34 protein-coding genes are annotated in these 25,061 nt (G+C 66.1%); 17 read left to right on the forward strand and 17 right to left on the reverse strand.

Features of this window, described 5'->3' with window-relative positions; all coding sequences use genetic code 11:
- Nucleotide 1: 1 nt before the first annotated feature.
- Nucleotides 2–1,732 (reverse strand): hypothetical protein, encoded by a 1,731-nt coding sequence (locus tag P1L40_RS16150; RefSeq protein ID WP_284008506.1) that lies wholly within the window; start codon nt 1,730–1,732, stop codon nt 2–4.
- Nucleotides 1,729–3,006 (reverse strand): Single-stranded DNA binding protein, encoded by a 1,278-nt coding sequence (locus P1L40_RS16155; RefSeq protein ID WP_284008508.1) that lies wholly within the window; start codon nt 3,004–3,006, stop codon nt 1,729–1,731. The genes P1L40_RS16150 and P1L40_RS16155 overlap by 4 nt, the downstream gene beginning before the upstream one ends.
- Nucleotides 3,007–3,248: 242 nt before the next feature.
- Here P1L40_RS16155 and P1L40_RS16160 point away from each other — a divergent pair, with 242 nt between their 5' ends.
- Both P1L40_RS16160 and P1L40_RS16165 read left to right on the forward strand, forming a co-directional pair.
- On the forward strand, nt 3,249–3,701 hold the full coding sequence (locus P1L40_RS16160) for a hypothetical protein (protein WP_284008510.1): 453 nt from the start codon (nt 3,249–3,251) through the stop codon (nt 3,699–3,701).
- Nucleotides 3,702–3,739: 38 nt separating this feature from the next.
- Nucleotides 3,740–4,399, forward strand: a complete 660-nt coding sequence (locus P1L40_RS16165) for a 2,5-diamino-6-(ribosylamino)-4(3H)-pyrimidinone 5'-phosphate reductase (RefSeq protein ID WP_284008511.1) — start codon at nt 3,740–3,742, stop codon at nt 4,397–4,399.
- Between the two features lie 34 nt (nt 4,400–4,433).
- Here P1L40_RS16165 and P1L40_RS16170 read toward each other — a convergent pair whose 3' ends face one another.
- Nucleotides 4,434–4,721: a DUF7545 family protein gene (locus P1L40_RS16170; protein WP_284008512.1), complete on the reverse strand. Its 288-nt coding sequence runs from the start codon at nt 4,719–4,721 to the stop codon at nt 4,434–4,436.
- 64 nt (nt 4,722–4,785) lie between these two features.
- Nucleotides 4,786–5,823 (reverse strand): NAD(P)/FAD-dependent oxidoreductase, encoded by a 1,038-nt coding sequence (locus P1L40_RS16175; RefSeq protein WP_284008514.1) that lies wholly within the window; start codon nt 5,821–5,823, stop codon nt 4,786–4,788.
- Nucleotides 5,824–5,994: 171 nt separating this feature from the next.
- On the opposite strand from P1L40_RS16175, the gene P1L40_RS16180 reads away from it, so the two are divergent.
- The 5 genes from P1L40_RS16180 to P1L40_RS16200 all read left to right on the forward strand — a co-directional run bounded on the left by P1L40_RS16180 (nt 5,995) and on the right by P1L40_RS16200 (nt 8,514).
- Nucleotides 5,995–6,279: a DUF357 domain-containing protein gene (locus P1L40_RS16180; protein ID WP_284008516.1), complete on the forward strand. Its 285-nt coding sequence runs from the start codon at nt 5,995–5,997 to the stop codon at nt 6,277–6,279.
- A gap of 59 nt (nt 6,280–6,338) precedes the next feature.
- On the forward strand, nt 6,339–6,614 hold the full coding sequence (locus P1L40_RS16185) for an ArsR/SmtB family transcription factor (RefSeq protein ID WP_284008518.1): 276 nt from the start codon (nt 6,339–6,341) through the stop codon (nt 6,612–6,614).
- 54 nt (nt 6,615–6,668) lie between these two features.
- Nucleotides 6,669–6,974 carry a DUF8036 family membrane protein gene (locus P1L40_RS16190; protein WP_284008520.1) on the forward strand — a complete coding sequence of 102 codons (306 nt, stop codon included), beginning with the start codon at nt 6,669–6,671 and terminating at the stop codon, nt 6,972–6,974.
- 337 nt (nt 6,975–7,311) lie between these two features.
- Nucleotides 7,312–8,280: a transcription initiation factor IIB gene (locus P1L40_RS16195; protein ID WP_284008522.1), complete on the forward strand. Its 969-nt coding sequence runs from the start codon at nt 7,312–7,314 to the stop codon at nt 8,278–8,280.
- 54 nt (nt 8,281–8,334) lie between these two features.
- Nucleotides 8,335–8,514, forward strand: coding sequence for a DUF7836 family putative zinc-binding protein (locus tag P1L40_RS16200; protein WP_284008523.1), 180 nt, complete (start codon nt 8,335–8,337; stop codon nt 8,512–8,514).
- On the opposite strand, the gene P1L40_RS16205 is transcribed toward P1L40_RS16200, so the two are convergent.
- Nucleotides 8,515–8,919, reverse strand: coding sequence for a translation initiation factor IF-2 subunit beta (locus P1L40_RS16205; protein ID WP_284008524.1), 405 nt, complete (start codon nt 8,917–8,919; stop codon nt 8,515–8,517).
- A 297-nt stretch (nt 8,920–9,216) separates the two neighbouring features.
- Here P1L40_RS16205 and P1L40_RS16210 point away from each other — a divergent pair, with 297 nt between their 5' ends.
- Nucleotides 9,217–9,453 (forward strand): UPF0058 family protein, encoded by a 237-nt coding sequence (locus tag P1L40_RS16210; protein WP_284008527.1) that lies wholly within the window; start codon nt 9,217–9,219, stop codon nt 9,451–9,453.
- 43 nt (nt 9,454–9,496) lie between these two features.
- Here P1L40_RS16210 and P1L40_RS16215 read toward each other — a convergent pair whose 3' ends face one another.
- A complete protein-coding gene (locus tag P1L40_RS16215) occupies nt 9,497–9,976 on the reverse strand; it encodes a DUF555 domain-containing protein (protein ID WP_284008529.1) in 480 nt (159 codons plus the stop codon).
- A gap of 103 nt (nt 9,977–10,079) precedes the next feature.
- Between P1L40_RS16215 and P1L40_RS16220 the strand changes: the two genes are divergently transcribed.
- The 3 genes from P1L40_RS16220 (at nt 10,080) to P1L40_RS16230 (ending at nt 12,808) form a co-directional block, all read left to right on the forward strand.
- Entirely contained in the window at nt 10,080–10,988 is a 909-nt protein-coding gene (locus P1L40_RS16220) for a DNA-3-methyladenine glycosylase family protein (protein WP_284008530.1), read from the forward strand.
- 65 nt (nt 10,989–11,053) lie between these two features.
- Entirely contained in the window at nt 11,054–11,329 is a 276-nt protein-coding gene (locus tag P1L40_RS16225) for an acylphosphatase (RefSeq protein WP_284008532.1), read from the forward strand.
- Between the two features lie 39 nt (nt 11,330–11,368).
- Entirely contained in the window at nt 11,369–12,808 is a 1,440-nt protein-coding gene (locus P1L40_RS16230; RefSeq protein ID WP_284008533.1) for an NAD(P)H-hydrate dehydratase, read from the forward strand.
- 12 nt (nt 12,809–12,820) lie between these two features.
- Here P1L40_RS16230 and hflX read toward each other — a convergent pair whose 3' ends face one another.
- On the reverse strand, nt 12,821–14,131 hold the full coding sequence (gene hflX / locus P1L40_RS16235) for a GTPase HflX (protein WP_284008534.1): 1,311 nt from the start codon (nt 14,129–14,131) through the stop codon (nt 12,821–12,823).
- Nucleotides 14,132–14,228: 97 nt separating this feature from the next.
- Between hflX and P1L40_RS16240 the strand changes: the two genes are divergently transcribed.
- Entirely contained in the window at nt 14,229–14,552 is a 324-nt protein-coding gene (locus tag P1L40_RS16240) for an FUN14 domain-containing protein (RefSeq protein WP_284008536.1), read from the forward strand.
- Between the two features lie 4 nt (nt 14,553–14,556).
- Here the strand turns inward: P1L40_RS16240 and P1L40_RS16245 are convergent, their stop codons facing one another.
- On the reverse strand, nt 14,557–15,282 hold the full coding sequence (locus P1L40_RS16245; RefSeq protein ID WP_284008538.1) for a ribosome assembly factor SBDS: 726 nt from the start codon (nt 15,280–15,282) through the stop codon (nt 14,557–14,559).
- Nucleotides 15,283–15,367: 85 nt separating this feature from the next.
- Here P1L40_RS16245 and P1L40_RS16250 point away from each other — a divergent pair, with 85 nt between their 5' ends.
- The 4 genes from P1L40_RS16250 (at nt 15,368) to P1L40_RS16265 (ending at nt 18,776) form a co-directional block, all read left to right on the forward strand.
- Nucleotides 15,368–15,721: a TFIIB-type zinc ribbon-containing protein gene (locus tag P1L40_RS16250; protein ID WP_284008540.1), complete on the forward strand. Its 354-nt coding sequence runs from the start codon at nt 15,368–15,370 to the stop codon at nt 15,719–15,721.
- A 92-nt stretch (nt 15,722–15,813) separates the two neighbouring features.
- Nucleotides 15,814–16,572: a hypothetical protein gene (locus tag P1L40_RS16255; protein WP_284008542.1), complete on the forward strand. Its 759-nt coding sequence runs from the start codon at nt 15,814–15,816 to the stop codon at nt 16,570–16,572.
- Between the two features lie 77 nt (nt 16,573–16,649).
- Nucleotides 16,650–17,555, forward strand: coding sequence for a cell division protein CdpA domain-containing protein (locus tag P1L40_RS16260; protein WP_284008544.1), 906 nt, complete (start codon nt 16,650–16,652; stop codon nt 17,553–17,555).
- Nucleotides 17,556–17,732: 177 nt separating this feature from the next.
- A complete protein-coding gene (locus tag P1L40_RS16265) occupies nt 17,733–18,776 on the forward strand; it encodes a disk-shape morphogenesis protein volactin (protein WP_284008546.1) in 1,044 nt (347 codons plus the stop codon).
- A gap of 85 nt (nt 18,777–18,861) precedes the next feature.
- Here the strand turns inward: P1L40_RS16265 and P1L40_RS16270 are convergent, their stop codons facing one another.
- The 7 genes from P1L40_RS16270 to P1L40_RS16300 all read right to left on the reverse strand — a co-directional run bounded on the left by P1L40_RS16270 (nt 18,862) and on the right by P1L40_RS16300 (nt 22,457).
- Entirely contained in the window at nt 18,862–19,242 is a 381-nt protein-coding gene (locus P1L40_RS16270; protein ID WP_284008548.1) for a TFIIB-type zinc ribbon-containing protein, read from the reverse strand.
- A 60-nt stretch (nt 19,243–19,302) separates the two neighbouring features.
- On the reverse strand, nt 19,303–20,064 hold the full coding sequence (gene psmA / locus P1L40_RS16275; RefSeq protein ID WP_284008550.1) for an archaeal proteasome endopeptidase complex subunit alpha: 762 nt from the start codon (nt 20,062–20,064) through the stop codon (nt 19,303–19,305).
- A 2-nt stretch (nt 20,065–20,066) separates the two neighbouring features.
- Complete coding sequence (locus P1L40_RS16280) at nt 20,067–20,546, reverse strand: Rpp14/Pop5 family protein (protein ID WP_284008551.1); 480 nt, start codon at nt 20,544–20,546, stop codon at nt 20,067–20,069.
- Between the two features lie 84 nt (nt 20,547–20,630).
- Entirely contained in the window at nt 20,631–20,981 is a 351-nt protein-coding gene (locus tag P1L40_RS16285; protein WP_284008553.1) for a hypothetical protein, read from the reverse strand.
- Nucleotides 20,982–21,153: 172 nt separating this feature from the next.
- The gene (locus tag P1L40_RS16290) at nt 21,154–21,846 is read right to left on the reverse strand and encodes an RNase P subunit p30 family protein (protein WP_284008555.1); all 693 of its coding nucleotides are present in this window, start codon (nt 21,844–21,846) and stop codon (nt 21,154–21,156) included.
- Nucleotides 21,846–22,271, reverse strand: a complete 426-nt coding sequence (locus tag P1L40_RS16295; RefSeq protein WP_284008557.1) for an RNA-binding protein — start codon at nt 22,269–22,271, stop codon at nt 21,846–21,848. Before P1L40_RS16295 ends, P1L40_RS16290 begins: the two co-directional genes overlap by 1 nt.
- A gap of 6 nt (nt 22,272–22,277) precedes the next feature.
- Nucleotides 22,278–22,457 (reverse strand): DUF1918 domain-containing protein, encoded by a 180-nt coding sequence (locus P1L40_RS16300; protein ID WP_284008558.1) that lies wholly within the window; start codon nt 22,455–22,457, stop codon nt 22,278–22,280.
- Between the two features lie 161 nt (nt 22,458–22,618).
- Here P1L40_RS16300 and P1L40_RS16305 point away from each other — a divergent pair, with 161 nt between their 5' ends.
- Nucleotides 22,619–23,179: an NUDIX hydrolase gene (locus P1L40_RS16305; protein ID WP_284011082.1), complete on the forward strand. Its 561-nt coding sequence runs from the start codon at nt 22,619–22,621 to the stop codon at nt 23,177–23,179.
- A gap of 36 nt (nt 23,180–23,215) precedes the next feature.
- Here the strand turns inward: P1L40_RS16305 and P1L40_RS16310 are convergent, their stop codons facing one another.
- On the reverse strand, nt 23,216–24,040 hold the full coding sequence (locus P1L40_RS16310) for a hypothetical protein (protein ID WP_284008559.1): 825 nt from the start codon (nt 24,038–24,040) through the stop codon (nt 23,216–23,218).
- A gap of 191 nt (nt 24,041–24,231) precedes the next feature.
- Nucleotides 24,232–25,059 (reverse strand): molybdopterin synthase, encoded by an 828-nt coding sequence (locus tag P1L40_RS16315; protein WP_284008561.1) that lies wholly within the window; start codon nt 25,057–25,059, stop codon nt 24,232–24,234.
- Nucleotides 25,060–25,061 lie beyond the last annotated feature (2 nt).

Raw genomic sequence — 25,061 nt, forward strand, 5'->3', positions numbered from 1 at the left:
CTCAGATCGGCGTCAGCTTCCCGTCTTCGGGTTCGTAACAGCGGCCGCCCATCAGGGCGTCCTGGATGGCCTCCTCGACGGCCTCTGTGTCGGCGCCGTACCGCTCGACGACGGTCGACAGCACCGCCTCGCGGTCGGCACCGCCGCCGTCGTTGAGCTCCTCCATGACCTCCATGACCGCGTCTTCCAGGTCCACGTCTTCGGCTGGTTCGCCGCCGCTCTCGTCGCCGCCGACAGGCTCTTCCTCCGGCACCTCCTCGACCGTCCGGGCCGTCTCGTCGGCACCGGCGTCGGTCGCCGTCTCGGGGGTCTCGGCCGGCGCATCGCTCGTCGCGGCGTCGGTGTCGGGCTGGACGGACTCGCTACCGGCCGGCGCACCCGTCGAGTCGGGTGCGGAGTCGGCGTCGGCAGCACCGGCGGGTGCCCCCTGCTGGGCGGCCTCGGCGTCGGCCAGTTCCTCGGGGTCGGGCGTCTCGATGTCGGCCGCGCCGGGCTCTTCGACTTCGGACCCGCTCTGGAAGTCCGTGCCGAACTCGTCTTTGATCTCCTCGCGCTCCTCGTCGTCGAGTTCGAACTCCGAGTCGAACTCGCCGAGATCGTCGTCCGAGTCCGCCTCGACGGTCGTCGTCTCGCCGATGTCGTCGGCACCGGCCGGCGTCTCACCGGGGTCGCCCGCCGAGGGCTCGTCGGCCGTCGGCTCCGGGTCCGCCGGTTCTGTGGACGCCGCCGACGCGGACTCGGCCGCCGGTTCGTCGGCCGACTCGGCGGTCCCGGTGTCAGTACCGAGGTCGGGTTCGTCGGTTGCCGACGCCGCGGTGTCGGCCTCGCGCTGCTGGCTCGCCGGTTCGGCGCTCGTCGCGTCGTCGGACTCCGATTCGAGTTCGGTGAGCGTCGCCTCCGCTTCGTCGCCGTCGGTGGGTTCGGCCGGGGCCTGCTCGGCCCCGCTCGCGTCGGACGCGTCGGCGTCGGCACTCACGGACGGTTCGGCCGCGTCGAACTCCGTCGCCGCGAGGACCGGGACGGGGTCGTCACCGCCCTCGCCCGGCGACAGCGTCAGCGTCCCGGCCTCGTCCTGTTCGCCCGCGACGACGCGGGCGGCGTCAAGCGAGAGGTCCCGGAGCGCCTGGAGGTAGTCCCCGGTCGTCCCGTAGTGGTCCAGCGCGAGCGTGACGCCGGCGGCGTCGGCCTCGGAGACGCCCTGGTCGAGCAGCGCTTGCCGGAGGGCGTCGCCGGCCAGCCCGGTCTCTTTCGCGCCGGCCATCCGGCCGGTCCGATCCAGCGTCTGTTCCGTGGCTTGGACGACCCAGCGGTCCCGCGTGTCGGCGTCGACCTCGCTGATACTCTCCGGGCGGACCGACGTGAACACGCGGTCGCCGTCCTCGGGTTCGAAAGTCCGCGCCTTCCCGGTGACAGCGACGAACAGCGGCGGCGTCGCCGCCTCCAGGAAGGCCAGTTCGTCGGGCTGGTACTGGCCGGCGTAGACGACGAAGGCGCCGGTCGGATCGACGACACGGGCTCGCAGGACCTCCTCGTTGACCTGTTCGATCTCGGTGAGGACGCCGACGACGAACAGGCGATTCACGCGTGCGCCCGTGGGAGTGACGACGTAGTTGGGCGCCCGCTCCTCGTCGGACTCGGAGTACGAGAAGTCGGCGTCGTCGAACTCCGCGGCGAACAGGCGGTGGGCGACCTCGCGGGTCCCCGCGCCGCTGTCGTCCTCGGACTCGCTCATGGCTGGGCCTCCCGGAGCAGCGCGCTCGCACGCTCGGCCGGATCGTCGTCGGCCTCGGCGAACGTGTCGGCGTTGAGGTTGGCGCCGTACTCGTCGACCGACAGCGAGCCCCGGACGACGTACTCACGGCCGACGACACGCTGGGCGATCCGGTCTGCGACGACCTCTTTGTCCATGGCGTCCCGGGCGTGGTCGCGGGCGTCGTCGAGGTCACCGCCGTAGATCTGAGCGGTGAGGTCGTCGCCCAGGATGACGGTCACCGTCCCGGTGCCGTCGTCGAGGATGGCTTTCGTCCGCAGGTCGTCCTCGCCCTCGACGGCGCCGTGGGAGCGACACTGGCCGTTCTGGATGACCCGGCCACACTCGGGACAGCGCTCGATCAGGCCCGAGCCGTCACGAATCTCGATGACGTTGCCGGTCAGTTCCACGTCGAAGAGGCCGCCGCTCTCGACTGCCTCGCGGATCGGCAGTCGCGGCGCGTCGTCTGCCACCTCGACTGGTGTCGACAGGGGCGTCACCGTCGAGAACTCCGAGACGTTCACCGACGGCGCGCCCCGGAACTCCCGGACGAACGTCTCCTCGATCCGGACCGACGCGCCCGCCTCGATGGCGTCGTGTGGGTCCCAGTCGGTAAACGGGAGCCGGCCGCTCCCGTCGCCGAGGACGCCGCTGAGGATCGTCGTCTCCCCGTCCCGGCCGTCGATGACTTTCTGCTCGCACTCCAGTACCAGGACCTCGACGGTGACACCGCGGTCGCCCGGCTCCAGGGCCGAAAGCGTCGCCTCGCCGCCGACCTCGGCGTCGATATCGAGCCTCTCGTCGACGACGCTGGCGTTGGTGCTCTCTCCGAGGTTCAGTTCCGGGTGGCCGTCCCACTCCCGGACGCCGGCGTTGCCGAACTGGACGGTCTGGCCGGGTTCGAGGTCGCCGTCGAACCCGTCCCAGGCGGTATAGGAGATCCGGCCGGTCTCGTCGGCCAGTTCGCCCTCGCGGATGACGTGTTGTTCGCCGTTGTACTGGATCGACCGGCGCCCGGTGGTGAGGACGACAGCGGTCACAGTGACGTTGGAGTCGTCGGTCGTGACCTCGCCGATCGCCTTGCTCGACGGGGCACCCCCGTCGGTGTCGCCGTCGCCGTACTTCCGCCTGAGGCTCTGTTTGGCCTCGTCCATCGGGACCGAGTAGTTCACCAGGTTCTCCAGGTCGCGTTTGACCTCCTCTTTGTCGACGCCGAGGTCGGAGGCGAGTTCCTCGGCATGAGCTTCGAGAGACATCGCCCGAGGGTTCGACGGCGCCGGTGAAAAGGGTTTGTGGGAGGCTTCCAGCGGCGGCGACGTGTCACTCAGTCTACCTCCGGCCGGTATTTTTATTCGGCGGACCGACGCATGGCATACCATGGGTATCGGTCGCGTCAACCACGGTATCCGGAGCACCGTCGGCAGGGAGACGGCCGCCGGGCCGGCTTGTCGGCCGACAGTTCGCGCTGCTATCGATCTGGCAATCCGGGTGTGGTGACGTGGGCGGCGTCTTCGGCTCGAAACCGTCGGACGCACACGTGGTCTGGCGGAGCGGACGCGACGACGACGGCGTGAAACAGTTCGACTTCGAGTACCTCCGGCTGTGGGCGGCGCACTTCGGCGTCGACTACGAGCAGTGGGAGCGGGTGGACCACGAACGCGCCGACGAGCCACGGACCCAGCACGCCTGTGTGTTCCACTGGGCGGAGACCGGCGGACAGGAGTTCTCTCTCGGTGGGGCCGACTGGAGCATGGGGTCCCAGGAGAAGCCCCGGACGTTCATCGAGATCGACGAAGCGGGGATGGGACGGTTCAAAGGGTGGGCCAGTGAAGCCGTCCTCGATATCGACGAACTCGTGCTCGACGGGACGACCTGCCGGCTCAGGACCGCCGACGGCACACGGAAGGCGCTTGACGTGAGCAAACTCACGACGGAACCGTCGCGGACGTAACCGAAACCCGTTTTCCCTCGAAGCGTCTCCCAGCGGGTATGCACGTCGTCGTCAACGCCGCCATGAGCGCGGACGGCAAGCTCTCCTCCCGGCGTCGCGAACAGATCGCCATCTCCGGAGCGGACGACTTCGACCGTGTCGATCGACTCCGCGCGGACAGCGACGCCGTCATGGTCGGCGTCGGGACGGTACTGGCCGACGACCCGTCGCTGACTGTCGACGATCCCGATCGGCAGGCGGCCCGAACGAGCGAGGGCAAGCCCGCCAACCCCGCCCGCGTCGTCGCCGACTCGCGAGTCCGGACGCCGCCGGACGCACGGCTGCTCGACGACCAGGCGGCGACCTACCTGCTGGTCAGCGAGGCCGCGCCGACGGACTTCATCGAGGAGATGGAGGAGGCCGGCGCCTACGTCATCGCGACCGGCGAGGACCGGGTCGACCTGACCACGGCGCTGGCGAAGCTCGAAGGCGAAGGGGTCGATCAGCTCATGGTCGAAGGCGGCGGCGAACTCATCGCCGGCCTCTTCGCGGAGGGGCTGGTCGACGAACTGTCGGTGTTCGTCGGCCCCACGATCATCGGCGGGCGGGACGCGCCGACACTGGCGGACGGCGACGGGTTCGTCGAGGAGTTCCCGGCGCTGACACTCCAGTCGGTCGAGCGCGTCGACGACGGTGTCTTGCTCCGCTGGACCGTCTGATCGGTGTCCGCGGATAGACAGTAGAATCCGCTTTTCAGTGGTCGTGCCCGGTCAGTTCGCCGAAGGAGGCACCGAACCGCTCCTCGAAGAGCTCCAGCGTACTCTCCTCCAGGGCGGCGATCTCGTCGTCGACTTCGCCCTGCCCGTGGTGGACGGCCCCGTGGATCCGCTGGGCCAGGCCGAACATCGCGATGTCGCCCACGACCTGCGGGTCGGTCTCGTCGGGTTGTTCGCGGAGGATCTCCAGCAGGCCGCTGGGGACGGTCAGTTCGTCGGTCGCGTCGGCTGTCTCGATAGTGAGTGTGACAGTGTCGGATGCCATGGAATTCTGTTGGCGGACCGGACGGAAGGGTCTATCGGGTTCGTGTTCGGCGGTGACCGCGCCGTCAGTCGTCGGCTTCCGCGGCGGCCTCGGCCGCCGCGTCGACCTCGTCTTCGAGGTAGTCGTCGGCGTCCAGCGCCGCCTTCGACCCCATCCCCGCAGCCGTGACGGCCTGCTGGTAGTGGTAGTCGACGACATCGCCCGCGCCGAACAGCCCCGGAACGTCCGTCGCCGTCTGTCCGCCGCCCTTGCCGCCCTTGGCGACGATGTAGCCGGTGTCGTCCAGTTGGACGCCGGTATCTGCGAGGTAGTCGGTGTTGGGCGTGTGCCCGATCGCCATGAACACTGCACCCACGTCGAAGTCGAACGTCTCCGTGTCGGGGTCGTCTAAGTTCTCGGAGGGGTAGCCCGTCTCGTTTCGCGCGAGGGTGACGTGGTCGACGCCGTCCTCGGCCGAGCCGTGGATCTCCAGCAACTCGGTGTTGCGCATGATCTCGATGTCGCCCGAGTCGACTTTCTTCTGTACCTTGTCGATCCAGTAGTCCTCCGCGCGGAACTCCTCGCGGCGGTGGGCCAGGTAGACGGTGTCGGCGAACTTCGTCAGGAAGTGGGCCTCCTCGAAGGCGGCGTCGCCGCCGCCGACGACGAGCATGTCCTCGCCGCGGAAGAACGCGCCGTCACAGGTCGCACACGTCGAGACGCCGTAGCCCATCAGGTCGTCCTCGCCGGGGACGCCCAGCGTCCGGGCGCTCGCACCGGAGGCCGCGATGAACGCGTCGCAGGTGTAGACGGTTCCGTCACGCAGTTCCACCCGGAAGGGGCGGTCGCTGTCGTCGATTGCCGTGACGATCCCGTGCTCGATCTCGGTGCCGAACCGCTCGGCCTGCTCTTTCATCCGGTTGATGAGGTCCGGCCCCGACAATCCCTCGGGGAAGCCGGGGTAGTTCTCGACTTCGCTGGTCAGGGTGAGCTGTCCGCCCGGTTCGTCACCCTCCAGGACGAGCGGGTCGTTGTTCGAGCGCGCGGCGTAGATGGCGGCTGTCAGTCCGGCGATACCCGATCCGGCGACGATGAGGCGCCGGTGTTCTGGCGAATCTGTCATTGGACGGATTACTGCCGGCCGGCGTATTTATTTTGCGCTGTCGTGCCCGACTCGTCCAGCGACCCCGTGGTGAGTGGTCACGAGTCACGCGCTAGGTGGATGTCGAGGGGACTGTTTCAGCACGCCGGACGGAGTCGCAACGCCCAGGGCAGTGGGCCGCGAACGGCGGGTATGGCCGCCGACCTGGACGAGAAGACCGACCGCTACGAGGGACTGCTCGCCGAGGCCGTCGACGCGGCGGAGATCGCGCCGCCGGAGGGGACACCGATGCACGACGGCGCACAGGAGTGTGAAGAGATGGCACGGTCCTACCTCGAAGACGGGCGCCACTTCCGGGAGAACGACGATCCGGTCAACGCCCTGGCGGCGTTCTCCTACGGGCACGCGTGGCTCGATGCCGGGGCCCGGATCGGGCTGTTCGACGTTCCGGAAGAGGGTCACCTGTTCACGCAGTGACAGCCCCGAGCGGCTTCCATGCGGTGGTCTTACGTAGCTACCGCGAGAGCAACTGAACGATGGAGGCCGTCCTATGGTACGTGCTGACGAGTACGCGGGGCGGCGAGAACCGCATCCGTATCCTTCGTACCATCGACGAGCGGCCACGCAACGCCAACAAACTGGCCGAGAAATTGGATCTGGACTACAAGACGGTCCGACACCACCTCGACGTACTGGCGGAAAACGACATCGTCGCCGACAGCGGTGACGACTACGGGGCCGTCTATCTGCCCTCCGACCGTGTCCGGAACTACTGGGACACGGTCGAGGAGATCATGGAGACAGTGGAGTGACTATGGCTGAATTTGGGAAAGAGTATATCCGCGGAAACCGGCAAAGGTGGAGTAATGGTCGTCTGGGTTGACCTCGCACGAGTCGCGGTTGTCGTCAACATGGCGTTGTTGGCGTCGCTGATCTTCGTGTGGGGCCGTAACTACTACAGGCTCCGGTCGAAACACACGCTCGGCCCGCTCCTGTTTGCCGTGTTGTTGTTCGGCGAGAACGCCCTGGCGCTGTACTTCTATCTCCTCGACCCGCTGCTGTCGGTGTGGTTTAGTTCGCAGGTCCCCGCCCCGGCCTGGCAGGGGATGATCGCCCTGCACGTCCTGGAGAGCGTGGCACTGGCCGTCCTCGCTCTGGTGACCTGGGACTGACCGCACACGCCGGACAGCGGTCGGGCAAAAAGCGCACAAAACTGCCTCGTTCGACTGCACCGAGAGATCGGTGCTGGCGTGTTCGTTCGTCGGATCTTCCGGACCAGTTCTATGATACCAGTACGCATGGAAACTGCGAAAATCGTGCAGAATACCCTCGATCGAGTGTCGTGAGCCCGGTCAAGATCCTGCCGAGTTATCGCTATGTCGTGGTTGGTGTATTGGCTGTACAGTGCACAACAGCGAAAGCTTTATATAGTTTTCTACCTAACTAAAGGTAACGAGAACCCCGAAAGGGATATCCACCGTTCTGCACCCACCAGGACGAATCAGTACCATGAGTGAGACAAAGACGACTACCAACACCCGATCCCGAGAACGCGTAGAGCCCGAGCAGCGAGAGCACGAACAGGAAGACACCTGTCCGGAGTGTGGCGGCGACCTCGTCACCGATACCGAACACGGCGAGACAGTCTGTGGAGACTGTGGCCTGGTCGTCGAGGAAGACGAGATCGACCGCGGCCCCGAGTGGCGTGCCTTCGACTCCTCGGAGAAAGACAGGAAGTCCCGCGTCGGTGCCCCGACGACGAACATGATGCACGACAAGGGACTCTCGACCAACATCGGCTGGCAGAACAAGGACGCCTACGGGCGGTCCCTCTCGGCCGAGCAGCGCCAGAAGATGCAGCGCCTGCGCACCTGGAACGAACGGTTCCGCACGCGTGACTCGAAAGAGCGCAACCTCAAACAGGCCCTGGGCGAGATCGACCGCATGGCCTCGGCGCTGGGGCTGCCCCAGAACGTGCGTGAGACCGCAAGCGTCATCTACCGACGGGCGCTCAGCGAGGACCTGCTCCCCGGCCGCTCGATCGAGGGCGTCGCGACCTCCGCGCTGTACGCCGCCGCACGGATGGCCGGCAGTCCGCGCTCGCTCGACGAGATGGCGAGGGTCTCCCGCGTCGACAAGATGGAGCTCACGCGGACGTACCGATACATCGTCCGTGAACTGAACCTGGAGGTCCAGCCCGCCGACCCCGAGCACTACCTGCCGCGGTTCGTCTCGGACTTAGACCTCAGCGACGAGACCGAACGCCGTGCCCGGCAACTCGTCGAGAACGCCCGTAAAGGCGGGTTGCTCTCAGGGAAATCGCCGGTCGGCCTAGCGGCTGCCGCGGTGTACGCGGCGGCACTGCTGACCAACGAGAAGGTGACCCAGAGCGAGGTCAGCGAGGTGGCGAACATCTCCGAAGTCACCATCCGAAACCGCTACAAGGAACTGCTGGAAGCCGAGGATCTGTCGGCCTGAGACGTGTCCCACAGCAACCTTTTTCACCCCTCCAACTGTGTGTGACTAACACACATGGAGGAAGCGTATGTCCGGTTGCTCTGTCCGGAATGTAAGAAAGACTGGGAGTCGACGCCAAGCGAACTGCCACGTCACGACACCGTGTTTCACTGTCCGAACTGTCACGCGAGCCGGCGGCTCGCCGAGTTCACCCGGACAGATCGCGACCTCGGGACGCTGAAACGGCTCCAGTAGCTAGTTCTCGACCGGAGAGCGTGCGCCGCACGCCTCACACCGGCGGATTATCGCACCCTGTTCACGTTCGAGCCGCGTGTCCGGCAGTCCACACTCGGGACAGAGGACGTACTCGTCGACGTACTCGCCGACGGCGTTCGCGACGCGGCCGGCGTCGAACTCGCCGGTCAACCGCGCCCGGCCGCTCTCGTCGATGTGGCCGCTCGTCCCGACATCGTTCTGGAGGAACTGCATCACGTGGTCGGGGTCTCTGTCGAGTCGACGACAGACCTGCTGGAAGTTCTCGAAGACGGTGACGTTCCCCTCCTGCCTGACCTCCGGGTCGGGCACCTCGAACCGTTCCGAAGTCCCGTCGATCTCCGGTGATTCCTCGATCGCCCGGTCGAGCATGTCGTCGTACTCCATGCACGGGTGTGGTTACTCCCCCGATAAAAACCTTCAGGGACGACGCGTCCAGTGGTCCGTGTGCTAAACGCCGCGACTGGGTGTCAGAGCGCCCGAACCGGACCACCGGTCGCCGTGGGAACTGTCGGGACGTGTCGTCGGCGCCGAGCGACAGAGCGCGATTCGGGGAGCGCGACTGTCGTCGTGAACGACCGTAAGCGGCGCTAGTGGCGCGATTCTCATGGTTTTACACTGAGACGTGTGCTAACCCTCGTCAAAGTAATACTATATCCTTCCAGTTGCAAGCATGCGGTGACCATGAAGAAGCAGGAGCTCATTCATCTCCACGGCCTGCTTGCACAGGTACAGAACCACTACGAACACGAGTCCGGAGACGAGGTCGAACACGACGAATACGCGACACTGGGCGTCAAGCCTACTTCTATCCACAAGTCGAAGACGGACCACAAGGCGGCCGTCTTCGCCATCGCGAAGGGGATCACCTCGGAGATGACTGCAGACGAGAAAGAGCCTGTTTCCGCCGCTGCGGACTAACTGGTCACTGCGTTCTCACCGACATCACTTTCGCCCAGCCGTGCTATTCGTCGATGAGCTCCTCGAACTCCGGTAACACGTCCTCGTCGTCGCTGGCGTCGTCCTCACTCGCCTCGTCGTCGCTGGCGTCGTCCTCACTCGCCTCGTCGTCGCTGGCGTCGTCCTCACTCGATTCGTCGTCGTCGGGTTCGATCTCCGTGATGTCGAGCACTTCAAGCGGGATGTTTTCGAGCCGTTGCCCGATCTCCTTCCGGGCGATCCGTGCGGCGTGTTCGTCACGCTCGACGTTGAAGACGGTCATCTCCAGTTCGAGTGCGACGAGGCTCTCGTCGGCCGCGATGAAGGCGGGTTCGATCGTTTCGCCACAGTGGGGACACTGGCGTTCGCCCATGTTGATCTCCACGTAGTTGAGATCCGGGTTCAGCATCTCCCCTGTCTTGGAGATGGCGATCCGGACGGCCTCGTCACTGGTCGCCACGTCGTAGACGGGGACCGCGGCCTCGACGACGACTCTACAGTCCATAGCGTGGTATTAGCTAGCGGATATAATGAAGGTTAGCCTGGTGACACGCTCGGGATCGCCCGACTCGAAACCCCGAAGAGCGCCCGGCCCGTCGGTTTCCCTGATGGAGCAGGGATACATCGACGTGGCGTCGCTGCCTGGTGGCCTGGACCTCCAGGCGACCGTCGAGAGCGGCCAGTCGTATCTGTGGGACCGCGAGGACGACCGGATGTACGAACGTGACGCCGCAAGCGGCGGTGACGCCTGGTACTGGACGACGATACGTCCCGAGGGCGAGCCGGTCGTCGTCCGCGTTCGCCAGGCGGACGGTCGGCTGGCGTGGGAGTCGACGGTCGACGCGGAACCGGTGTTGCGAGAACTGCTCGGGCTGGACGACGACCTCGGAGCGATCCGTGAGACGGCGCCCGCCGACGCCGTCGTCGAGGAGGCATACGACGCCTACTGGGGTATGCGGATCGTCCGCGACCCGGTGTTTCCGACGCTGATCTCGTTTATCTGCTCGGCTCAGATGCGGGTCGGTCGGATCCACGGGATGCAGCAAGCGCTGCGTCGGGAGTTCGGCGAACCGGTCGCGTTCGACGGCGAGACGTACCACGCGTTCCCGACGCCCGAGGCGCTCGCAGGAGCGACCGAGGCCGAACTCAGAGAGTTGAGTCTCGGCTACCGCGCGCCGTACGTCCAGCGGACGGCCGAACTGGTCGCCACCGGCGAGGTCGACCCCGACGACGCCCGCGGTCGGGAGTACGAGGCGGCCCGCGAGTTCCTGACCCAGTTCGTCGGCGTCGGCGAGAAGGTCGCCGACTGCGTGCTGTTGTTCTCGCTGGACTACCTGGAGGCCGTCCCACTCGACACCTGGATCCGGACGACTATCGAGGAGTACTACCCTGACTGCGAGCGGGGCAACTACACGGAGACCTCCCGTGCCATCCGGGCGGCACTCGGCGGCGAGTACGCCGGCTACACGCAGACGTACCTCTTCCACTACCTCCGGTCGGGCGGGCGAGACCACTGACGTTGCCCCGCCGAGCAGGCGACCGGGACCACCGAAGCTAACTGGCTGCCGTCGGTACATCGGGTATGGCTCGCACTCGCGCACACGTGTACGTCTCCGGTCGTGTCCAGGGTGTCTACTACCGCGCGACGACCAGAGAGACCGCACGGGAGCAGGGCGTCGACGGCTGGGTGACGAACCTCGACGACGGCCGGGTCGAGGCGGTCTTCGAAGGGAGCGAAGACGACATCGAGGCGATGCTCGACTTCTGTCACGAGGGGAGCAAGCGGGCGAACGTCACCGATGTCGAGGTCACCTACGAGGATCCCGAGGGCCTGGACGGCTTCGAGGTCCGCTGGTAGTCCCCCACAGTTACGAGCGTGGCCGGCCAACGCCCGGCTATGCTCACCGGTTCCGAGATGGCCGTCGTCGACGCAAACGCCGCGGCGCTGGGGGTCCCGCGCAAACAGTTGATGGAGTCCTCGGGGCACGCGCTCGCACGCGAGATCCGCGAGCACGTCGACCCCGGCGCGACGGTCACGGTCGTCGCCGGCCGCGGAAACAACGGCGGGGATGCGCTCGTAGCTGCCCGATTTCTCGACGCGTACGACCTGCGGACCTGTCTGCTGGGCCGGCCCGAGACGATCACGACCGACATCGCCCGGGAGAACTGGGACGCGCTCGGGCGGGCCGAGTATCCGACCGAGCAGGTCCGGGACTCCACGTCGTTCGGGCTGGCCGACCCGGATCTGGTCGTCGACGCGATGCTCGGCACGGGTATCGCCGGCGACCTCCGGGAACCGGCGGCGACGGCCGCCCGCGCGATGAACGACAGCGACGCGACGGTGCTGTCGGTCGACGTTCCCTCCGGCCTCGACGCCGAGACGGGGACCCTCGCCGAGACCGCGGTCGACGCCGACCATGTCGTCACCTTTCACGACACCAAGCCGGGCCTGGACGACCTGGACGCGACTGTGACGGTCGCCGACATCGGCATCCCCGACGCGGCCGAACTGTTCGTCGAGCGCGGTGACCTCCTCCGTCTCGATCGGGACCCGGCCAGCCACAAGGGCGACAACGGCGAGGTACTGATCGTCGGCGGCGGCCCTTACACCGGTGCGCCGGCGCTGGCTGCACAGTCGGCGCTCCGGGGCGGCGCGGACCTCGTTCGCGTGGCCTGCCCGGAACGGATCGCACGGGAGATCCAGGGATACAGCGAGAACCTCATCGTCCTGCCGTACGACGGTGACAGGCTCGCGCCCGAGCACGTCGACTGGCTGGCCGACCGTGCCGACGCCCACGACACGCTCGTCCTCGGTCCCGGGCTCGGTGACGCCGACGAGACGCTGGACGCGGTCGCCGAGCTGCTGGGGCGGTTCGACGGGACCGCCGTCGTCGACGCCGACGCGCTACAGGTAGTCCCAGAAGTCGACACCGACGCCGACCTGCTCTGTACGCCCCATCAGGGCGAACTCCTGGGGATGGGCGGCGAGACGAGCGACGACTGGCGTGAACGGACCGATCTCGTCGAGTCGTTCGCCGCCGAACTGGGCGTGACGCTGCTGGTCAAGGGACCGTACGACATCGTCTCGGACGGCGACCGGACCCGCGTGGGGCGGACCGGCAACCCCGGGATGACCGTCGGCGGGACCGGCGACGTGCTGGCGGGACTGACCGGGGCGCTCGCCTGCGTCCAGGCCCCGCTCGACGCGGCGGCGCTCGGGGCCTACGCCAACGGCGCGGCCGGTGATCGCGTCGTCGACGACCGCGGGAACGGGCTGGTCGCGACGGATCTGCTGGACGCGATTCCGACGGTGCTGTGGGGAGGCGCCGACGACTGATCTCGCGTCTGGCTACGCGGACGCCCCGACGAGGTCGCCGGCCCGCGACCGGGACTGCTCGACGACGGCGGGCCTGGCCTCGAACTCGATGACGACCTGGTCGCCGTAGTCGACCGACTCGACGTGGGCGTGGTCGTGGATCCAAGAGACGAGACTCATGGTGTCGTCGGTCATCGGGAGGACGAGTCGTTCCGACTCGTAGTCGGGGAGTTCGTCGTCGATGCGTACGGCGAGTTCCTCGACGTTGGTCCCCTCGCGGGCGCTGACTGCCACGGGGTTCGGCGCCAGCGCGGAGAGCGCGGCCTTCTTGCGCTCGACCTCCTCGTCGTCGACCGCGTCGGTCTTGTTCAGGACGGTGACGATCGGTGCCTCGTTGCGCTCGTACAGGGTGTCGTGGCTCGTCACGAGTTTCTCGCGGATCTCCTCGACGGACTCGGAGATGTCGACGACGAGCAGGACGAGGTCGGCCCGGTACACGGAGTCGAGCGTCGACTTGAACGACTCGACGAGCCAGTGGGGCAGGTTCTGGATGAACCCGACGGTGTCGGTGACCAGTACCTCCCGTTTCCCGACCTCGGCGCGCCTGGTGGTGGTTCCAAGCGTCGTGAACAGGCGATCCTCGCTCTCGGCGGTCGTGTCCAGATCGGGGTGGAGGTCCTCGTTCTCGTCGATCTCTAAGTCGGCCGCGAGCCGTCGCAACAGTGTGGACTTCCCGGCGTTGGTGTAACCAGCCAGGGCGACCAGATCGAAGCCCGACTCCCGGCGCTGCTCGCGCCGGTGTTGCTCGGTCTCCTCGATGGATTCGAGTTCGTCGTTGATCCGGGCGATCTGCTTTTTGATGTCCTCCTCGCGGCTCTCGTCGTACTCGCCCAGCCCCATGAACCCGGGGCGCTCGTCGCGTTTGGCCAGGCTCGCCTTCGCCTCGGCCCGCGGGAGTTCGTAGCGCAACTCCGCCAGTTCGACCTGAAGCTGTGCCTTCCGGGTCTGTGCCCGCTGGCCGAAGATCTCGATGATGAGCCGGAATCGGTCGATCACTCTGACGCCGGTCGGGAGCTTGTTCCCGATGTTGTACGTCTGGTAGGGACCGAGTTGGTTGTCGAAGATGACGACCGTCGCTTCCTCGCGTGCGACGACGTTGCTCAGCCGGACGACCTTCCCCTCGCCCATGTGGTAGGCGGGGTCCTCGGTCCGTGTCTGTGTGATCTCTCCGGCGATCTCGTAGCCGGCAGCCCGTGCGAGATCGTTGATCTCCGTGGTTTCGGCGGTTCCGCTGTCGACCCGCTTTGCCACCACGGCGCGTTCGGTTGACTGTCTCGCTGTCACTTACCGGGAACTATGGCCCGGGAGTATTTAAATTCAATTCGGCTGTCGGCTCCCAGGGGACACAAAGGTCTTAACGCGTGCCCGTCTGCTCCCGGCTATGGTCGAGTTCAACCTCCAGCAGTTGGGGCTCGAAGCAGGCGGTGGCGCCCTCATCGGTGGGATCATCGGGTTCGCCGCCAAGAAGGTCGCGAAGCTCGTCGCGATCATCGTCGGCTTGGAGCTGGCGCTGTTCAAGTTCCTCGAAACCCGCGGGATTCTCGAAGTCAACTGGACGGCCATCGGTGGAGCCGCACAGAACGCGACGCAGGGTGGCGGCGCGGCGGCCGGGCAGCCCCCGTCCTGGATCGTCTCGCTGCTCTCTGCACTACCGGTCAGTGCGGGTTTCGCGACCGGCTTCTTCGTCGGGTTCAAGAAGGGATGAGTCGCTAGCGGGTGTTGAGGTCGTCCTCGTCCTTGATGATCTGCGTCTCGGCCTCCCCGCTCGTATGTTCGTTGACCAGATCGTAGAAGTCGTTCTGTAGTCCGGCCGGGAACGTGAGCACACCGACCCAGGAGCCGTCGGACTGCCACTCCTCGCGTTCGAGGTCGCCGAACTGGCGGATCTGTGCCTGTGCGCTGCCGGCGTAGTCGGCCGGTACCTGCACGGCGACGGTCACCTCGTCGAACCGGATCGGGATCACCGGTCGGAGCGCGTCAAGGGCGTCGTCGACCTGGCTCTCGACCGGTTCCATCGGATCGACCCGGAAGTCCGTCTCCTCCAGGGCGGATTCGATCCGTTCCGGCGGGTGGGGGGCGTCGTCCATCTGGGGGTTGACGGCGTTGCGGGTGATCCGCTGGATCAGCTGTTTGTGCTTCTGTTCTTGCATCTCGCGGCGCTGTTCGGCGGTGATCTGGATCTCTCCGCGCTCGATGACCGCCGGGATAATCTCCAGGGGATCGGTCGTGTCGAACACCTCTTTCAGACTGTTCTCCGGTGGTCGGTCGCCCCGGGACGCGTTCTCGAAGATGTCCTCGGCCGCGATGACATCTTCTAGGTCCCCCTCGAACTCGCCACGTTTGATGGCCAGCGCCGCGTCCGGATCGACGAGTACCTCGAACCGCTGGCCGTGGGATTCGAGGCGCGCCGTCACCGCCTCTTCGAGTGATATCATACTCGGCGGTAGCGGTGGCCCATGTAAAGACCTTACTGCGATCCGCGGGGGAACGTTTTTGGGCACCTCGACACACACGTGTCGTATGACAACAGGAACCAGCCTGAACTGTCTGTCGTGTGGTACCACGCTCGACCAGCGCCGCGAACACGGTGTCACCGTCGATTACTGTCCGGACTGTGGCGGAGTCTGGCTCGACCCCGGGGAACTCGAACAGTTGACCGGCCACAGCAGCCATCATCACAAGGACAGGGACATCGACATCGACATCGAGGCCGAGGAGGAAGACGAGTTCGAGGAAGCGGAGGAAGAGGAGGCGGGCATCCTCGGAACGATCGCCGGCGCACTCGGTGGCGAAGAGGCCGAAGGCGAGTTCGAAGAGGAGGGCTTCGAGGAGGAAGGGTTCGAAGAGGAGTTCGGCGGCGAAGAAGAGTTCTGAGTCGGTCGGGGAACCGGTGGCTGTCGCCCGCTGGTGACCACCGTCCGCGTCGAGGCTACCTTTATGAGCGAGTCGGGCAAAGGCTGTCACGAATGCGGTCGCTGGAACTCACCGTCGACGACGAGACCGCCAGGTCGCTCGCTGTCGAAGCCGAACTCCTCGACTTCGACGATGTCGAGCGGTACCTCGGCTGGCTCGTCGCCAACCGGTTCGCGATCGAGGACGACAGCCAGCGGGGGCGCCGCCTCGGTGCCTACGCGCGCCGACGGAACGATGTCGACGCCGACGGCGATGTCGCGGCCGTCGCCAGCGCCGCCGCCGGGGAGGACGGTCTGAGCATCGCCGGCGAGGAAGACAGCGTCGCACGCATCGAAGACCGGGAGCTCGAAGCCGCGGCCGACGCCCTCTCGTCGGTCGAGGGCCAGCGGTTCGACGAGTTCGTCCAGCGGGCGGTGACCCAGACCCGCGAACGGCTCGGGGACGGCGTCGGGAGCGGGATCGACTACAGCTCCCGGGAGACGCTCTCGGACGACAGGCGGCTCGGTGAGGACATCACCGACCTCGACGAACTCGAAGTTCCCGGCTGGGACGAGGACCGCCAGGCCAGCCGGCGGCGTGCTGTCGGAGCGGCGCTCGCCTACCTCAAGGATGTCGAAGAGGCGACCCGGAGCGACTTCGTCGACGAACTGTACGAGGAGTATCCCGCCGGCTACGCCAGCGAACAGAGCTGGTGGTCCTGTATCAAACGGGGGCTCAGACAGGTCGACCGTGTCGACCCGGCCCGCGAGGGCAGTCGAATCTGGCGGTTCCGGACGACACCGGGCCGTGTTACGCGGATCTCCTACGTATGAACGGCCGCCGGGAAAGACTGATTACGGATCCCTTGGAATCGTTTAGCAACTCCCGTGACTGAAATAACCGATCGACTATGACAGACGAGACCGACGACGGACGACTCTTCGAGTGGTATCGAACGTACATCGGCGAGCCCGATCGGGAAATCGACGTGTATCTCGGGTTCGCACTGTTTTTCGGTGGGATCGGTCTCGGAATCGCGGCGTTCGTCATCGGTGCCGCCGGGCAGGTGACCGGTGCCGGCGGTCCGTCGTCGAACTTCGTCTTCCGGGAAGCCGCGATCGCCGTCGGAATGCTCGCGCTGCCGGCGACGCTCTCGAGCGTGGTCGTCTTGCTCCCGGTCGGTAGGCGCGCTGTCTACGGTGCCGTCGTCGGGTCGGCCGTCAGTCTCGTCGGCCTGGGCCTGTTCGTCTGGGCGTACCCCTACAGCTGGGCGACGGGATCGGGGCCGCGGTACAGCATCCAGGTCCTGTTCGTCTACGGGCTCGGACTGGCGTCGCTGCTGGCGGCGACCGGCGGGGCGCTGGTGGCGTACCACATCGACCGCGCCAAGCCACGTCCCGGTGATTTCCAGGCCCCGGAGGATAACGAAGAGGAGTCGTACAGCGACGAAGAGATCGAACAGGACATCGAGTCCGCGATGGAGAACGTCGATCTCACCTGGGGCGGCGTCGAACGCCACGAGGGCAGCGATCTGAAACTCACCGCCAGCGAGAGCGAGACGGAGATGGATGTCTCCGGAATGAACGCGAGCGTCGACCGCGTCCACCGAAGCAGCGTCGACGAGCAAGTCGCCGGCCTGAAGACGGTCAAAGGCGGCGAGAAGGCGACGGACCGATCGACCTCGACCGTCGACGAACAGACCGACCAGTTGAAGAAACTCCGGGAGCGCAAACAGCAGGAGGCCGAAAGCGAGGACGACAAAACCGTTCTGGAGGGCGTCCTCGATCGGGCGGCCCGTCTGTTCGGTCGCTCCTGATACACGTCAGTTTCAGTCACGTGTCGGTTCCGGTACCCGTTCGCCCGGGTACCACGCCACGAGTTCGGCCACGACAGTTTCACGGAAACGTGTTCAAATTCGAACCCTTTCGCATCATTATCCTGGCAGATACGTACTTTTATTACACGATGTGACGCAGGTATTTGTGAGCTACTTATGGCAAAAGGCCTCGATGTCGGTACGATGAACCTTATCTCCGCACAGCAAGAAGGAAACGAGACGGTCTTCGTCCAGCAGCGAAACTCGTTCGTCGAGATCGAGTACAGCGACATGGCAGAGCAGATGCTCTCCCGCTCGGACGTACTCCACATCCGCAAGGACGACGATGTCTACGTCCTGGGTGACGACGCCCTGAACTTCGCGAACATCTTCAACCAGGAGACACGCCGCCCGATGTCACAGGGGATTCTCTCCTCCGACGAGAAGTCCGCGATCCCGATGATGAAACTCATCATCGAACAGGTCGTTGGCTCGCCGGAGTATCCCAACGAGAAACTGTTCTTCTCCTCGCCGGCCGACCCGATGGACTCGGACCTGTCGACGCTCTACCACCAGAAGACCATCGAGTCGTTCCTCAACGACATGGGGTACGACGCCGAACCGATCAACGAGGGGATGTCGGTCATCTACTCCGATCTCGCCGACAACGACTTCACCGGACTGGGTATCAGCTTCGGTGCCGGGATGACCAACGTCTGTCTCTCGTACTACGCCGTGCCCGTCATGAAGTTCTCTGTCGCCCGCGGCGGGGACTGGGTCGACGAGCAGGCCGCACAGGCCACCGGCACGCAGGTCGACAAGGTCACCTCGATCAAGGAAGACGACTTCGAACTCGACTTCGAGACCGATGTCGGCGGTGTCGAAGGCGCCCTCTCGATCTACTACGAGAACCTGCTCGATTACGTCATCGACCGTATCCAGGAGGAAGTCGACGAGGAAGACATCGAGGAAGGCCTGGACGTTCCGGTCGTCGTCACCGGCGGGACCTCCTCGCCGAACGGCTTCACGAAACTGTTCCGCCAGCACCTCGACGACGCCGACATCCCGTTCTCGATCAGCGAGGTCCGCCACGCCGACGAACCGATGTACAGCGTCTCCCGCGGTGCGCTGGTCGCGGCCCGCTCGGACGAGGAGGAGCAGCGTGATTCGGGCAACAGCGGTCACGACGAAGAGGAAGTCGAAGCGCAGTCCGACGACTGACGGGGTTCGAGGCCCGCTCGCATCCAGGTGGCCGTCGCCGCGTAGCACTCCCGTTTTACCGGCCTCTCGCTGTCGGAGACCGTAGTCAGTCACCCGCGTCGGCAGACGCCGGCTCTCTGTTCCTGTCGGTCTCGTCGTCGGGTGAGTCGTCGTCGGTCGCCGCCCGCTCGGGTGACGGATCGTCGTCCGAGTCAGCACGCTCGTCGGCTTCGGTGTCCGGTCCGCTTTCGGATTCGTCGTCGGTCACCGTCGAAAACACGTCAGTATCGGTGATCTCCGTGACCCGTTTGACCGTCTGTTGCTGCCCGTTGAACCGGTCCAGCGCGTCGTCCCAGGACTCGCGCTTCCGATCTTCGCTCTTGTGGTCGACGGGAACTCCCAGGTAGGCACAGCTCCCACACGCCGCTGTCTCCGAATCGCCGAGTCGATAGGATTCGAGCGGGTCCCCGCACCGTGGACAGTCCATACGCGACGGGTTTGCGGCCCGCCGGCTTAATTCTAGCGCCGCCGGCGGCTGAACGATCGGTTACTCAGACTGCTCTTCGTCTTCGGGCTCCGAAGCGGCCAGATCCGCTGCTTCGATGTGTGTCGCCTTCTCGTCGTCGGTCAGTTCGTGGAAGGTCTCGGTCTCAGTGTCGATCGTCGCGACCCCGATCCCTTCCGGCGAGATGCCGTCCTCGGCGACCGAGGCCAGTGCTTCGAGCGCGAGATCGACGCCGGCGTCCAGTGTCATCCCTTCGTCGTAGTGTTCTTCCAGGTAGTCCCGGATGTCGCCCCGATCGGCCCCGACTGCGAGGGCCTTCCACTCGTAGGGTGTGCCCGACGGATCGGTCTCGTAGAGGCGCGGTTCGCCGTCGACGATCCCGCCGATGATGAGCGCGACGCCGAACGGTCGGGCGCCGCCGACCTGCGTGTACTGCTGGATGTAGTCGGTGATCTCTTTCGTGAGCGTCTCGACACCGACCGGCTCGCCGTACCGGAGCTGGTTGACCTGGGCCTGTCGGCGGGCGAAGTCGATCAGCTGTCGGGCGTCGGCCACGTGGCCGGCAGAGGCGATCCCGATGTGGTCGTCGGCCTTGTGGATCTTCTCGACGGAGGAGCGCTCCATCAGCGGCGAGCGGATCCGTTTGTCGACGGCGAGGACGACGCCACCGGCCGTTCGGACGCCGATGCTCGCGGTCCCGCGCTTGACGGCTTCGCGTGCGTACTCGACCTGATAGAGGCGGCCGTCAGGGGAGAAGATGGTGATTCCGCGGTCGTACGCCTGCTGTTGGTTTTGTCCCTGCATAGTTATTGGAGATCGAGTTCGGTCGCCCCCGCGAACGCGTGGTTCGTCCGGACATCGACGCGACGACCCCGCACGACTGCGTCCCGTGTCACGTCCTCGAACACGACCTGTCTCTGGCCGGATGGTTCCGCCGGCCCGCGTATATACTTTTCTTCACAAGCACGCATCGTGCCGCTGGTTCCGCGGACCCGGATGCCGACCTGTGCCCCGTCGATGTCGCCGAGCGCGGCCAGTGCGGCCCGTGCCTCGTCGACCTGGGCTCGACGGACGCGGACGATCGCGTGGCCCGCCCCGTCACCGAACGCGAACTCGACGACGTTCATGTCGGCCGCCGCGCTGCCGACATCTCCCAGGAGGTTCTGTGCGGCGTACCACACCGAGCGCTGGAAGGATCGGCGGTCGATCTCGGCGTCCGGCCAGCTCTCGATGCCGACGGCCAGATAGCGCCAGCGCGGGCGCAGGTGCTTCGGGAGGTGTTTCATCGGCTGTCACCCGCCGAACGGCCGTGTCCGTCACGCATACGCGACACTGAGGGCAGCGCCCACAAGAACACGTCGGTGTCGCCGTTACGGGAGGCCGACGGTCTGGGAGTTCTCCGTGTCGTCGATATCGGGCCGTGCGTCCTCGATCGCCGAGCGGCTGGAGAACAGGTAGCCGGCGATCAGGAGGTTCAGGACCGCCTCGACGACGAACAGCAGATCGTTCGTCAGTAACGTCCACCCGATCGACAGGATCCCCAGCAGGACGAGACCGCCCCCGCCGAGCCCTCGCCCCCAGTTCCCGTTGACGAACAGTCCGTACGTCGCGACCGCGAGGACACCCCCCAGCGCGATGCTGAGGCCGGCGAAGACGAGCGTCAACAGCAGCGGATCGCTGTTCCCGGTGAGGAACCCGTGATACCCCATGGTTCCGTGCACCAGGTGTCGGCTCCCCTCTAGTGTCATGAATCCCCCTGCGACCGTCACCCCGAACGGTCGGCTCACCCTTTGCACCATAGACACGTCTTTTCAACACAGCGATAAAATATTTTCGCCTATCGTCCGGAATTTATCGCAGCGAGGGTCGGATCGCCCGTTTCCCGTCCGGCGCTCACTCCTCGTCGATACTGACGCCCGGTTCGACGAACCCCTCGGAGCGGCGCTCGCGGTTCCGTTCGACGAGGTGCCCCCACTCGGCGAGCCCCGTCCGTACTTCCTCCGCCTCGAAACCGATCCGTTCGCCGAGCGCGGCGAGATCACGCGGCGCCCGTAGTTCGAGGTGTGTCGCGGGGTCGACCGAGACGACGTAGGGGGTGCCCGCGTCGACGACGAGATCACGGAGCTTCCGCAGTCCTTGGATGGCGCGGACACGGCTCCCGCCGGACTGCTGGACGATCGCCCCCAGCGAGAACTCGACTCTGACGCCGTTGTCGGCGGCGGCCTTCGCCAGGACGTGGTTGAAATCACCGCTCCCACACATCGGGTGGGCCAACACGTCGACGGCGGCCTGTTCGACGGCAAAGCGGTTCATCGCGGTGCTCCCGCCGTGGACGGCGACGATCGTTCGGTCCGGCCGGTAGTTCCCGAGAAATCCGCTGGCCCGCGAGGGGTCGTCGGCGCGAATCTCGATCCCGGTCGCCACGTCGACGCCGTACTCCTCGGCGATCCGATCGCGGTCGTAGGCGGCCTGACTGTCGCCGTGGTTGCGGACGACGATGCCGTCGTAGCCGTATTCGCCTGCTGTCAGCGCCTGCCGGGCGACCGTGCTCTCGCCGTCCGGGCGGGCGTGGACGGCCTCGTACATCACAACTCCTCTAGCAGTTCACGGGCGTTGGCGACGGCGTGTTCCCGCTTTGCCGGGTAGGCTTCCACTTTCGCCCGGAGCGTGATCCCGTCACCGCGGGCGACATCGCCACGGAACGCCGCCTGCTTGTCGAACGTGAGGAAGAACGAACAGTTGTCGTCGACACGGTCGTCCAGTTCCGCTTTCACCGTCTCGATGTCCGAAAGCGTGGCGACCTGTGAGAGGACGTGTCGGATCTCGTCGGCGTTCTCGACGCGCGCCGAGAGGACGACGATCCGGTCGCCGTAGTGGCCCTCGCTGTCGGCCCGTTCGATCGGGTACTCCCCCGGGAGGAAGGTCCGGAGCGCCTGCTCGACCCGCCGGTCGTCCTCGGTCGCGTAACAGAAGGTGCGGAGGTCGACGTAGTGGAACGGAACCGACGACATCGGGCCTTACTCCGCCGCTTCGAGGTTGTCTTCGGGGACACCCTGCTCCTGGCCGTCCTCGAACGAGACGGTGTAGTTCGCGTCACCGAACATGGTCTCGACGACCTGCGTGACGGTCCCTTCCTGGCCGTCGTACTCACTGTGCTCGTCGTGCAGAATCACGGTATCGTCTTCTTCGAATGCCATGCGCGGCGGTACTCGGTGACTGCTCAAAAAGGGACTGATTCGCGCCGACCGGGGTGTCGAAGACTTATAGGGACCTCCGCCGTACTGGCTCGCATGACCCGCTCTTCGCTCCCTCTCGGACAGTCGTTGGGACCGCCACGCCAGCCTCTACGTGACGGCCACTGATGACCGTCGACAACCTCTGGTATCTCGCCGACGTGGCCAGCCAGGAGGCCGAACAGACCTATCATCGCCTCCTCGAGGAGTACGACCCGGCCGTCGAGTTCAGCCGACACCGCCGCGTGCCCAGACCGCGGTTCCGGACAGTCGCGGAGGCGGCCCGCGACCACGGCGCACCCTACGGGGCACACACCCTCGCCTACCGGCCCGACGGCGACCTGCTGTTGGTCCGTCACGAGGGCGTCGACAAGTGGGTCCTCCCGGGCGGGGAACTCGACGGCAGCGAGTCGTTCCGCGAGGCTGCGTTGCGGGAACTGTCCGAGGAAGGCGGTATCGAGGGCACGATCGAGGGGCTCGGACTCCTCGGTCGGGTCGAGTTCTACCACGACGGGAACATGGCCTGGGGCGTCCTCCCCGTCTTCGAGACCCGCGCGGAGACGACCACGCCACACGTCGACGACCCCGACGAGGAGATCAGCGACGCACAGTGGTTCAGCGACCTCCCGCAGGACACCCGCGACCGTGACGAGATCCAGCGGTGGCGTGACCGGCGGTTCCGCTGACCCGGCGTCTCGGGACCGCCGCTGTCGCTGCTCGCTCTACTCCGGCCCGAACGACTGCCCCTCGCGGGCATCGGCGTCCAGTCGCCGGACCGTCGCTCTGGCGTTGCTGGCGTCGTAGCCGAACAGCACCGTCTCGGCGTACTCGCCGGCGACCTCCGCCGCCTTGCTCAGGTCGTCGATGTCCACGTCGACCGCGTACAACTCGACACTGAACGGCGTGTCGAGTTCGTCGCGAAAGCCCTTCGCGAGGATCTCCAGCCAGTAGGTCGTCGAGTAGGCCATATCGTAGATCGGGACGACGAACTCGTCGACGAACTCGTCGACGGCGTCCGTATCGACGCCGCTGCGGGCTTCGAGGTGGCCCGGGTACGGGTCGGGATACAGCGTGAGATAGAGGTCACCGGGGACCCGCTCGCGGGCGTCGGCGACGAACTCGGTGATGACGTTCGTCCGCCAGGCCGACCAGTCCTCGAACTCGCTCTCGGCGAACGTCCGCTCGCAACGCTCGCAGTGGCAGTACTCCTCCCGCGGGAAGCCAACGTCGTCGAGGCGAACGTCGCCGTTTACCTCGGCGGCGTCGGCGACGATGTCGAGTAGGCCGTCCCGGTAGCGCTCGTGGGTCGGACAGACGTAGGTCCAGTCGAAGTACGGTTCGTTCCGGGTCGCCGCGGTCCCCTCGTCGTCGAACGCGAGCAGTTCCTCCTCGCCCTCGACAGCGTTGTCCCCGAAACACGATACCATGTTGACAGCGCCGGCGATGGGCTCTGCGGCCCGACCGGTGACATCTTTGACCTCGTAGAAGGCGCGGTCGAACTCCGACCACTCGGTCTCGTCTTCGTTGCGCGTGACGACGCCGTACATGCCGTCGAGTAGGACACTCGTCCCGGTAAGGGTTCGGAAACGTGGTTCGCTGGCTGTCCCGCTGTGCCCTCAGCGACGGTAGACGTACGCGAGGGCGATGGCTCCGACGAGGGCGACGACTGCGAGTGTTTTCTTCGACATCATTTCTACGTCTACAGCCAGATATAAAGAACTGTCGGGAGAGTGTACTGTTACCGCTCGTGGGCCCAGAACTCGTCCTCGACGGTGACTTCCTTCTTGAACAGCGGGACTTCCTCCTTGAGACGGTTGATACCGTCCTCGACGGCCCGGAACGCTTCGCCGCGGTGGCCCGCCAGCACGACGACGAAGACGATGTCCTCACCGGCCTCGACGACGCCGGTCTTGTGGTGGAGGGCGACGGCGTAGACGCCGTCACGCGATTCGAGGGACTGTCGCAGCTGTGCCATCCGGTCGGCGGCGACCTCGTCGTAGCGCTCGAACTCCAGGAACTCCGTCGGCGGGTCGTCGGGGCCGTCTCGCGCTCGGACCCGGCCGGTGAAGGTCGCGATGGCACCGGCGCGGTCCTCGTCGGCCGAGGCCTTCACCCGCTGGACCAGCGTCTCCAGGGTGACGTACGGGTCCCGCCCGCGCATCGCGTCGACGACGGCGTCGAGGTCGGCCTCGCTGCCGCTGTCGGCCCGGTGAACGACCGGATCGGCCGCGTCTCGATCGCCCAGGACGACCTTCGGGATCGCGGCGTCGCTGTACCCCTCGACGAGCGCGTAGTCGTACTCCGGAGCGAGCGCGTCGAGTGTCGCCGGCAGCGACCGGTCCTCGCCGGTGGCGAACCACTCCCCGTCGTCGGTCAGCGCCACCGTCTCGCTCGCCCCGGCGGCTCGGTGGCGGGCGGTGTCTTTCCCCTCGGTGTCCACGTCGGGCGGATGGGTGCAGTGTTTGACAGTCGCCACTGATCCCCGTTCCGAGAGGTGCTCGGTCAACCGCTCGACGAGGGTGGTCTTCCCGGCGTCGGAGTGACCAACGATTCCCAGGACTTGCATGC

It is taken from the genome of Haloarcula pelagica, from assembly GCF_030127105.1.
Lineage (GTDB): Archaea > Halobacteriota > Halobacteria > Halobacteriales > Haloarculaceae > Haloarcula > Haloarcula pelagica.